Source organism: Streptomyces sp. NPDC059080 (assembly GCF_042739975.1).
In the GTDB taxonomy this organism is placed as follows: Bacteria; Actinomycetota; Actinomycetes; order Streptomycetales; family Streptomycetaceae; genus Streptomyces; species Streptomyces benahoarensis.
Genome location: NZ_JBHYGX010000052.1, coordinates 5024 through 15182 on the forward strand (window position 1 = coordinate 5024; position 10159 = coordinate 15182).

Below are 10159 nucleotides of genomic sequence, written 5' to 3' on the forward strand. Positions count from 1 at the left end.
GCTTGCCCCTCTCGCGGGGGTGGGGCCCCCCCCCCGCCCCGCGGGGCGACCCGGCCCCCTGGGGGCGGTGTCCCCCCGCGGGGGGGGCCGGGGGGGGGGGGGGGGGGGGGGGGCCCCCCCCCCCCCTCCGCCGTTCCCGCCGGTCACTCCCGCGGGCCGATACCGAGCGCCACGGTGGCCGTCGGGTTGACCAGCAGGCCGAGGACGACGAACGCGGCGACCGCCAGCGCGACACCCGCCGCGATCAGCGCGCCGCCGCCGTTGATCAGCGTCCAGGCCACGGGCAGCGCCACGATCTGGGTGATCATTGAGGGGCCACGGCTCCAGCGGCGCAGCAGCCACAGCCCGCGCGCGGCGACCAGCGGCAGCACCGCCAGCGCGAGGACCGTCACCGCGCCGGTCACGGCCTGCTGCGGGCTGTCGGGTGAGCCGGTGACGCCCTCGATCAGCAGGAAGAGACCGAGGGCGGCCACGGTGACGCCTTCGACGGCGGTGAGCACCGCGGCTGCGCTCAGCCGGGCCGGGCGCGGTCCGGGCCGCTCGGGGGCCGCGGGTGCGGCGGCGGCCTGGCGTGCGGACTTCTTCTGCTGCTGACTGCTCACCCCAGCAGGGTAGCGCCGCCCCCGCCGCCCACCGGCCGCCCCCGGGTCGCCGCACCGGCCGGCACCGCGGCTCCCCGCCCGGGACGCCTTCCGGGGAGGTGCGTCGCCGGGCCGGTACCAGCAGGTAGGTACGCTGGCGGTCATGCGCGCGCTTCTCGTGGTCAATCCCGCTGCCACCACCACCAGTGCCCGCACCCGTGACGTTCTGGCCCATGCGCTCGCCAGCGATCTCGATCTGACGGTCGCCGAGACCCGGTACCGCGGCCACGCCCGCGACCTCGCCCGGCAGGCCGCCGAGGACGGCAGGACCGAGCTGGTAGTGGCGCTCGGCGGCGACGGCACCGTCAACGAGGTCGTCAACGGCCTGCTGACGCACGGCCCCGACCCGGAGTCCCACCCCCGCCTGGCCGTGGTGCCCGGCGGCTCCACCAATGTCTTCGCCCGCGCGCTCGGCCTGCCGAACGATGTCGTGGAGGCGACCGGCGCCCTGCTGGACGCGGTGCGGGACGGCAGCGAACGCACGGTCGGCCTGGGGCACGCGGCGGGCACCCCCGGCAGCGAGGACGAGGCCACACCGGGGCGCTGGTTCACCTTCTGCGCCGGATTCGGCTTCGACGCCGGAGTGGTCGGCCGCGTCGAACAACAGCGCGAGCGCGGCAAGCGTTCGACCCACAGCCTCTACGTCCGTCAGGTCGTCCGGCAGTTCCTGGGCGACCAGAACCGCCACCAGGGCACCATCACCCTGGAACGTCCGGCCCCGGGCGGCGGCGCCCCGGAGATCACCGACGGCCTGGTGATGTCGATAATCTGCAACACCTCTCCCTGGAGCTACCTGGGCAATCGCCCGCTCTACCCGCTTCCGGACGCCTCGTTCGACACCGCGCTGGACGTCTTCGCCCTGAGCCGCCTCTCCCCCGCCGCCGTGACGCGTTACGCAACCCAGTTGCTGACCTCCACACCGGAGCGCGGCCCCCGAGGCAAACACGCACTGTCACTCCACGACCTGACGGCCTTCACCTTGCATTCACAGGTGCCGCTGCCCTTTCAGATGGACGGAGACCACCTCGGACTGCGTACGAGTGTGACGTTCACAGGCGTACGCCGTGCACTGCGTGTGATTGTGTGAGCGGCAGAGCCTAAAGTCCTTTCACTCGAACGTTTAGGCTGACTTCCACCCCCTAGAAGTACGGCTGTGACCTAGGCGACACCAAGGAATCAAAAAAAAGTTTCCGGTAGGGGTTGTATCCGTCGCCGAGGTTTGCGAGTCTCTTCATGGCGATCGGGACGGCCACTTCACCGGCCCCCTTGAGAGTCCGAATCCCCTCCTCATTCCACAGGACCGCACCAGTTTGCCTACTGGCATTCGGCCCTTCCCCTGCGGAGGGATTCGTGAAAGCGTTCACATTCACAAGCAACGTTCCCGTTATACGAGGAGATGGAGCAGCCATGGACTGGCGTCACCGCGCCGTTTGCCGCGAAGAAGACCCCGAGCTCTTCTTCCCCATCGGCAACACCGGTCCTGCGCTCCTGCAGATCGAGGAAGCCAAGGCCGTCTGCCGCCGCTGCCCCGTCATGGAGCAGTGCCTGCAGTGGGCGCTGGAGTCCGGCCAGGACTCCGGCGTCTGGGGTGGTCTGAGTGAGGACGAGCGCCGCGCGATGAAGCGCCGTGCAGCTCGCAACCGGGCGCGCAACGCCAGCGCCTGACACAGACTCCCCGTGGCCCCCGAGCCGCAGCGCGCAGTACCCCCGATGCGCAGAGCAACGTGAGCTTTGAGCCCCGGACCACCTCGTGGTCCGGGGCTTACTGCTGTGCGGGCCACCACCGCGCCGCCCCCCGGTGGCCGCGGCGCCCGGTCGGTTCAGCTCTTCTCGGGCCGGACCGGTACGTCGAGGAGCACCCGCGTACCGCCCTCGGTGGCGCGCACCATGTCGAACGTGCCGCCCAACTCCCCCTCCACCAGGGTCCGTACGATCTGGAGGCCCAGGTTTCCGGCGCTCTGCGGGTCGAAGCCCTCGGGCAGACCGCGGCCGTTGTCCTGGACGGTGACCAGCAGCCGCGGCTCCGTACGACTGCCGCCGCGTACCGCGCCCACCTCGACCGCGCCCTGTTCCCCCTCGTCGAAGGCGTGCTCCAGGGCGTTCTGCAGGATCTCGGTCAGCACCATCGACAGCGGGGTGGCGACCTCGGCATCGAGGATGCCGAAGCGGCCGGTGCGGCGGGTGGCGACCTTGCCGGGGGAGATCTCGGCGACCATCGCGAGGACCCGGTCGGCGATCTCGTCGAACTGGACACGTTCGTCGAGATTCTGCGACAGCGTCTCGTGGACGATCGCGATCGAGCCGACCCGGCGCACCGCCTCGTCGAGCGCCTCGCGGCCCTGGGCGGAGTCCATCCGGCGGGACTGGAGGCGCAGCAGCGCGGCGACGGTCTGGAGGTTGTTCTTCACCCGGTGGTGGATCTCCCGGATGGTGGCGTCCTTCGTGATCAGTTCCCGCTCGCGGCGGCGGAGTTCGGTGACGTCGCGCAGCAGCACCAGCGAACCGCTGTGGGTGCCCTTGGGCTTGAGCGGGATCGCCCGGAGCTGGATCACGCCGTCGCCGCCCTCCACCTCGAACTCCCTCGGCGCCCAGCCGCTGGCCAGTTTGACCAGCGCCTCGTCCACCGGGCCGCGGGCGGGCGCCAGTTCGGCGGTGGTGCGGCCGAGGTGGTGGCCCACCAGGTCGGCGGCGAGGCCGAGGCGGTGGTAGGCGGAGAGCGCGTTGGGACTGGCGTACTGGACGACGCCGTCCGCGTCAAGCCTGATCAGGCCGTCGCCGGCGCGCGGCGAGGCGTCCATGTCGACCTGCTGGGCCGGGAACGGAAACGTTCCGGCAGCGATCATCTGGGCGAGGTCGGAGGCGCTCTGGAGGTAGGTCAGCTCCAGGCGGCTCGGGGTACGGACGGTCAGGAGGTTGGTGTTGCGGGCGATCACGCCCAGCACCCGGCCCTCGCGGCGGACCGGGATGGACTCGACACGGACCGGCACCTCCTCGCGCCACTCCGGGTCGCCCTCGCGGACGATCCGCCCCTCGTCCAGCGCGGAGTCCAGCATCGGGCGGCGGCCCCGTGGAACGAGGTGGCCGACCATGTCGTCCTGGTAGGAGGTGGGCCCGGTGTTCGGCCGCATCTGGGCCACCGACACATAGCGGGTCCCGTCGAGGGTGGGCACCCAGAGCACCAGGTCGGCGAAGGACAGATCGGACAGCAGCTGCCATTCCGAGACGAGCAGGTGCAGCCACTCGAGGTCGGAGTCGCTCAGAGCGGTGTGCTGGCGTACGAGATCGTTCATGGAGGGCACGCCAGCGAGCCTACCGGCGTACGGTGTCCCTGTTCTTCCTGTGTTCTCCGCGCGGAGGGCTTCCCTCGGGGTGGCCGTACCGTGCGGGCGGGTGGTCCGGCGGCACGGATCTTTCGTCCCGCATGGGCATGGACAGATCAGAATGGTCTAGTCCACAATGTTTTCTGCTACAGACTTCCGCCCTCCCCGCACAGGAGGGCGGATCGAGACCGGCGCGTTCTCTGCCCTGACTACGCAACGGTCTCCGATCGACCGGTTCCCGGGCGGGCGCCACCCCCACCGCACTCGGGGTGTCCGACCGCCCTACGGAACCGGCCGATGCAGCTCCGGGCTGCGGTGCCGGACAGGTTGAGGGTCCTGTCCCGGCGCCGCGGCCCGCGGGTGTTTTCGGGCCCGGATGCGCCGCGCGACCCGCCGGGCACTCCCCCACATGAAGCCATGGCGGCGCGGGGCTGCCCGGGTTCGGGCGGGGCGGATCTGGCGTTGATCCCCCGTTGACGGCCTTTTGATTCCGCGTGCCCATGCTGGAGGCGCGTCACCACGTGACCTCCCCACCCGGTCGCCCACCTGCCTCCCCCCGGGCGACCGCTCAGGTGCGTCGCCGGGCCGGCCCGTTCCCCGCCGGACAGGGCCCGGCGACGCACTCCTTTTCCGGCCCGGTATTTTCCCTTCCCTTTTCCGGCGCCGCCTCCATTCCCCCTTCCCCTTAAGGGAATTACGGAATTCCGCACCGCAAAGGCGGGGCGGCGGACAAACGGAGCGTGGAGGGTTCGGCACGGAGGGTGGAACGCGCGAATGGGCGGGGAATTCGATGCCGTTTCGCGGACGGAAGACGGCCTCCGTGAACCGGGCCCGGGGCATCCCCTCTGGTAGATTGGTCTATACCACCAGACTCCATTCTTCAGAACGGCAGGCCACGCGTGGAAGTTGTCATCGTTCCGGACGCCACGGCAGGCGGCTCGCTCATCGCCGACGCCCTCGCCGCCCTGGTGCGCCGCAAGCCCGACGCGCTGCTCGGTGTCGCCACCGGCTCGACCCCGCTGCCCATCTACGAAGCGCTCGCCGCGCAGGTCGCGTCCGGAGCGGTGGACGCTTCGCGGGTCCGCGTCTGCCAGCTCGACGAGTACGTCGGGCTGCCCGCCGGGCACCCCGAGTCGTACCGCTCGGTGGTGCTGCGCGAGGTCGTCGAACCGCTGGGGATCGCCAAGGGTTCCTTCCTGGGACCCGACGGTTCCGCCGACGACATCCCGGCGGCCTGTACGGCGTACGACGAGGCGCTGCGGGCGGCCGGCGGGGTGGACCTCCAGATCCTCGGGATCGGCACCGACGGGCACATCGGCTTCAACGAGCCGTGCTCCTCGCTCGCGTCGCGCACCCGTATCAAGACGCTGACGCGGCAGACCCGCGAGGACAACGCGCGGTTCTTCGACAGCCTCGACGAGGTGCCGCACCACGTCATCACGCAGGGCATCGGCACGATCCTGGAGGCGCGCCACCTGATGCTGCTGGCGACCGGCGCGGGCAAGGCGCGCGCCGTGGCACAGGCGGTCGAGGGCCCGGTCGCCGCGGTGGTGCCCGCCTCCGCGCTCCAGCTGCACCCGCATGCCACGGTCGTGGTCGACGAGGCCGCCGCGTCGGAGCTGAAGCTCGCGGACTACTTCCGGGCGACGTACGCGGCCAAGCCGGAGTGGCAGGGCCTGTAGACGACCGGGACACGGCGACGGCCGGGGCGCTCCCCCACGCGGGAGCGTCCCGGCCGTCGGCCTGTGGCGGCCGGGTCAGCCGTCGGCCGCTGCACCCGTCAGCGGGTGAGCGCGTCGCGGGTGAGGGTGTCGGTGGCCGCGCGGGTACGGGTGGTGCTCATGGGGTCCGGGTCATCCCTTCACGGCGCCGGAGGTGAGGCCGCCGACGGCCTTGCGCTGGAGGAAGAGGAAGAGGACCAGGATCGGTACGGCGAAGATCGACGCGGCGGCCATGGTGGCGCCCCAGTCGTCGCCGAACTGGCTCTGGAACTGCGACAGCCACAGCGGCAGGGTCCCCTTGGCCGGTTCCTTGTTGAGGACGAGGACGAGCGGGAACTCGTTCCAGGCGGTGATGAAACCGAAGAGGGAGGTGGCCATCAGACCGGGGGCGAGCAGCGGGAAGACGACCTTGGTGAACGCCTGGCGGCGCGAGCAGCCGTCGACCATCGCGGACTCCTCCAGCTCCTTGGGTACGGCGGCGACGTAGCCACGCAGCGTCAGGAGGGTGAAGGGCAGCACCATCAGCATGTAGAAGGCGGTCAGCGGGACGAGGCTGTTCAGCATGTCGGCGTCGCGGACGATGAGGTAGATCGAGATGACCATGACCTCCCAGGGCGCCATCTGCGCGACCATGAAGACCAGCAGCGTCGCCTTGCGGCCCTTGAACCGCATCCGGGTCAGCGCGAAGGCGGCGCAGAGCGCGATGAGCAGGGAGAGGCCGACGGCGAGGGCGGTGACGAGGACGGAGTTGCCCGCCAGCGTCCAGAAGTCGGGGGCGCCCACGGCGGTCGCGAAGTGCGCGAAGGTGCCGTGCAGCGGGAACCACACGGGGACGTCGCTGAGGATGTCGCCGGTCGGCTTGAACGCCGTGTTGAACATCCAGTAGACGGGGAAGACGAAGCCGATGGCGAGGACGACCGCCGTCGCGTTGGGCCAGATCCGGCCGGCGAGCGAGCGCTTCACAGCTCGTCCTCCTCTTGCTTGAGCGTCAGACGCAGGTAGTACGCGGTCATGGCGAGCAGCACGGCGATGGTGAGCAGCGAGATCGCGGCGCCCATGCCGAAGTGGAGGTTGCCGACGCCCTCGGTGAACGCGTAGATCGGCAGGGTCTCGGTGAGCCGGTCCGGGCCGCCCTTGTTGATGGCGAAGATCTGCGGGAACGCCTTGAAGACCCAGATGACCTCAAGGAACGTCGTGGCGAGGAAGAACGGCTTGAGGAAGGGGAAGGTCACGGTGGTGAAGACCTTCCAGGTCCCGGCGCCGTCCATCCGGGCCGCCTCGTACAGCTCCTTGGCGATGGTGGTGGTCGCGGCGTAGAGGTTGAGCGCCACGAACGGCAGGGACTGCCAGACGATCAGCAGGGTGATGACGAAGAAGGTGGAGAGCTGGGTGCCGACCCAGTCGTAGTGGGCCATGGCGTGCCAGCCGAGCTGGTCGAGGACCCAGTTGACGACGCCGTAGCGGGAGTCGAAGAGCCACTGGAAGACCGTGGTGGCGGCGATGACCGGCATCGCCCAGGCCAGTACCAGCGCGACGGAGAGCATCAGCCGCATCTTCGTGCCCAGCCGGGCGAGGAGCAGGCCGATGAGGACGCCCAGCGCCATGATCAGGACGACGTTGACGGCAGTGAAGACGAGGGTGCGGAGGGTGACCCGCCAGAACTCCTCGCTGCCCAGGATCTCCTGGAAGTTGCCGGTGCCGTTCCAGACCGTCAGATGCTGGATCAGCTCCTTCATGTTGAGGGTCTGGAAGGAGAGCAGGACGTTGCGGACCATCGGCCAGCCGAGGAAGACGGCGGTGGCGAGCAGCGCGGGGAGCAGCAGCAGATAGGGCGTGGCTCTGCCGGTGCGGGTCCGCTGGGTGCCGGTGGCGCGGCCGGACGGCGGCGCACCGCCCTTGCCGATGCGCGGCGCCCTCTTGCCCACCGCGTCGTCGAGCTGCACTGCCATGGCCGTTCGCTCCCCTTCGTGCCGATGTCGCGCGCATTGCGGTGCCTCCGTACGGGCCGGGGGCGGCCGGGCGTACGGAGGGACCGGGTGTGCCGGGTCCGCGAAGGGGCGCCCCCGGACGGGCGGCGCCCCTTCGGCGGCCGTCGCCCTACTGCTGGGCGAGCCGCTTGTTGATCTCCGGCTCGACGGCCTTGGCGGCGTCGTCCGCGGTCTGTCCGTTCAGCACGGCGGTCATGTAGTTCTTGATCGGGTTCGGGACGTTCTCGACGGCCGCCCACTCCGGGATGAGCGGGGTGGTGCCGCCGGACTTCGCGGCCGCGGGGGCCGCCGCCTCGGCCGCCGGGTTGCCCTTGGCGGCGCTCTCCAGGTCGGGGGACTTGGGACTCCAGCCGACCTCCTTGACCATCTGCGCGTCGTTCTTCTTCGACAGCGCGACCTTGAGGAACTCCTTGGCGAGGTCCTGCTTGGTGCTGCCGCCGGCGACCGCGAAGTGGGAGCCGCCGAGGAAGACGCCCTCGGGCTTGCCGGCGGTCTCACCGGGGAGGGTGAAGAAGCCGATGTCGTTCTTGATGTCCGGGTTGGCCTTGACGGCGGTGGCCGCCTCGTAGCCCATGGCGATGATCGCGCCGGTCTTGCCCTTGGCGAAGACCTCGGCCTGCTGCGGCGTCGCCTCGTCCTTGTTCTTGGGGGCGTCGCTGAAGGACTGGTAGGTCTTGTAGATGTCCATCGCCTTGGCGACCTTGGGGTCGGCGAGGTTGGAGACCCACTTGCCGCCGCTCTTCTTGACGAGGTCGGCGCCGGTGCCGATGGTCAGGCCGTCGAAGAAGTACCAGTTCTGACCGGGCAGGTAGAGCGGTTCGGCGTCGGTCTTCTTCTTGATGGTGTCGAACGCCTTGAACAGCTCGGTGCGCGTCGTCGGGAGGTCCTTGATCCCGGCCTTCGCCCAGATCTTCTTGTTGTACATCACGACGCGGTTGCCGGCGTACCACGGGAGCGCGTACTGCTTCCCGTCGGCCATCGCCGCCTTGTTGAAGGAGTCGCTCCAGTCGGCGCCGATCTGCTTCTTGAGGTCGCCGAGGTCGAGCAGGGCGCCGGCCTTGGCATAGGCGGCGGTCTGGGTGTTGCCGATCTCGACGACGTCGGGCGGACTGTTCTCGGACAGGGCGGTCGTCAGCTTCTGCTGGATGCCGTCCCACTGCTGGACCTTGAAGTCGACGGTGGCGCCGGTCTTCTTCTCGAATTCCTTGGAGACCTGGGCCGTCCACTGCGACGGATTGGAGCCGGACATCACCCACACGGTCAGCTTCTGGCCCTTGAAGCCGTCCGCGCCGTTACCGCTGCCGTCGCTGGACCCACAGGCAGCGACACTCATCAGCATTCCCGCGACCGCGGTCGCTGCTATGAGTCCACGCTTCATTGCGCTCTCCCCTAGAGGCCGGGTGTGGTCTTTAATGGTTTAGACCAGTGCCCGCAGCTTGGCCTAGACCTTTTGGGGTGTCAAGGGTGCATAAGAGTCGCTGTCGGCTCCGTTACCGGACCGACATCTGCCGGGGTGCGGGCCGCGGAAGGGCCCGGCGATCACGTCCGTGCCACGATGTGAGGCACAAGGTACGGAGGAGCCGGTGACGGCAGCGGAACACAGGGCGGAAGGGCGGGTCATGCAGACCGACGGGGGTAGCGCGGAGAACGGCACGACGGCCACACGCAGCGCCCGCGTACCCAAGTATTACCGCCTCAAAAGGCACTTGCTGGAGATCACCGAAACGCTGCCGCCTGGCACACCGGTGCCGCCGGAGCGGGCGCTGGCCGCGGAGTTCGACACCTCCCGCACCACGGTCCGCCAGGCCCTCCAGGAGCTGGTGGTCGAGGGGCGGCTGGAGCGCATCCAGGGCAAGGGCACCTTCGTCGCCAAGCCGAAGGTCTCCCAGGCGCTGCAACTCACCTCGTACACCGAGGACATGCGCGCCCAGGGACTGGAGCCCGCCTCCCAGCTGCTGGACATCGGCTATGTCACCGCCGACGACCGGCTGGCCGGGCTGCTGGACATCGCCACCGGCGGGCGGGTGCTGCGCATCGAGCGGCTGCGGCTGGCCAGCGGTGAGCCGATGGCCATCGAGATCACCCATCTGTCCGCCAAGCGCTTCCCCGCGCTGCGCCGCAACCTCGTCAAGTACACCTCGCTCTACACCGCGCTGGCCGAGGTCTACGACGTGCGGCTCGCCGAGGCCGAGGAGACCATCGAGACGTCGCTGGCCACGCCCCGCGAGGCCGGGCTGCTCGGCGCGGATGTCGGGCTGCCGATGCTGATGCTCTCCCGCCATTCGCGCGATGCGCAGGGCCGTCCGGTGGAGTGGGTCCGCTCGGTCTACCGCGGCGACCGCTACAAGTTCGTCGCCCGGCTGAGCCGCCCGGTGGAGTGACGTCCGCGGCGTCCTGGGGCGTGGGGGGGCCCCGCCGCCCCGGCGGCCGGCGCGGGGGGGGGGGGGGGGCGGCGGGGGGGTGATGAAAAAAAAAACACCCCCCCCCAG

At 70.1% G+C, this 10159-nt stretch carries 9 protein-coding genes; 4 read left to right on the forward strand and 5 right to left on the reverse strand.

What is annotated here, in order from left to right:
• Positions 1–143: 143 nt before the first annotated feature.
• The gene (locus ACFWWQ_RS26975; protein ID WP_384601232.1) at positions 144–602 is read right to left on the reverse strand and encodes a hypothetical protein; all 459 of its coding nucleotides are present in this window, start codon (positions 600–602) and stop codon (positions 144–146) included.
• A 142-nt stretch (positions 603–744) separates the two neighbouring features.
• Between ACFWWQ_RS26975 and ACFWWQ_RS26980 the strand changes: the two genes are divergently transcribed.
• Both ACFWWQ_RS26980 and ACFWWQ_RS26985 read left to right on the forward strand, forming a co-directional pair.
• A complete protein-coding gene (locus ACFWWQ_RS26980) occupies positions 745–1728 on the forward strand; it encodes a diacylglycerol/lipid kinase family protein (protein ID WP_384601235.1) in 984 nt (327 codons plus the stop codon).
• 320 nt (positions 1729–2048) lie between these two features.
• Complete coding sequence (locus ACFWWQ_RS26985; RefSeq protein ID WP_003983230.1) at positions 2049–2306, forward strand: WhiB family transcriptional regulator; 258 nt, start codon at positions 2049–2051, stop codon at positions 2304–2306.
• Positions 2307–2461: 155 nt separating this feature from the next.
• Here ACFWWQ_RS26985 and ACFWWQ_RS26990 read toward each other — a convergent pair whose 3' ends face one another.
• Complete coding sequence (locus tag ACFWWQ_RS26990; protein ID WP_384601300.1) at positions 2462–3931, reverse strand: sensor histidine kinase; 1470 nt, start codon at positions 3929–3931, stop codon at positions 2462–2464.
• Positions 3932–4860: 929 nt separating this feature from the next.
• On the opposite strand from ACFWWQ_RS26990, the gene nagB reads away from it, so the two are divergent.
• Positions 4861–5643, forward strand: a complete 783-nt coding sequence (gene nagB / locus ACFWWQ_RS26995; protein WP_384601238.1) for a glucosamine-6-phosphate deaminase — start codon at positions 4861–4863, stop codon at positions 5641–5643.
• Positions 5644–5814: 171 nt separating this feature from the next.
• Here nagB and ACFWWQ_RS27000 read toward each other — a convergent pair whose 3' ends face one another.
• The 3 genes from ACFWWQ_RS27000 to ACFWWQ_RS27010 form a co-directional block, all read right to left on the reverse strand.
• Positions 5815–6645 carry a carbohydrate ABC transporter permease gene (locus ACFWWQ_RS27000; protein ID WP_384601241.1) on the reverse strand — a complete coding sequence of 277 codons (831 nt, stop codon included), beginning with the start codon at positions 6643–6645 and terminating at the stop codon, positions 5815–5817.
• Positions 6642–7631 carry a carbohydrate ABC transporter permease gene (locus ACFWWQ_RS27005; protein WP_384601244.1) on the reverse strand — a complete coding sequence of 330 codons (990 nt, stop codon included), beginning with the start codon at positions 7629–7631 and terminating at the stop codon, positions 6642–6644. The genes ACFWWQ_RS27000 and ACFWWQ_RS27005 overlap by 4 nt, the downstream gene beginning before the upstream one ends.
• Positions 7632–7779: 148 nt before the next feature.
• Entirely contained in the window at positions 7780–9048 is a 1269-nt protein-coding gene (locus tag ACFWWQ_RS27010; protein ID WP_384601247.1) for an extracellular solute-binding protein, read from the reverse strand.
• 241 nt (positions 9049–9289) lie between these two features.
• Between ACFWWQ_RS27010 and ACFWWQ_RS27015 the strand changes: the two genes are divergently transcribed.
• Positions 9290–10051, forward strand: coding sequence for a GntR family transcriptional regulator (locus tag ACFWWQ_RS27015; protein WP_384601250.1), 762 nt, complete (start codon positions 9290–9292; stop codon positions 10049–10051).
• The last annotated feature ends 108 nt before the right edge of the window (positions 10052–10159 follow it).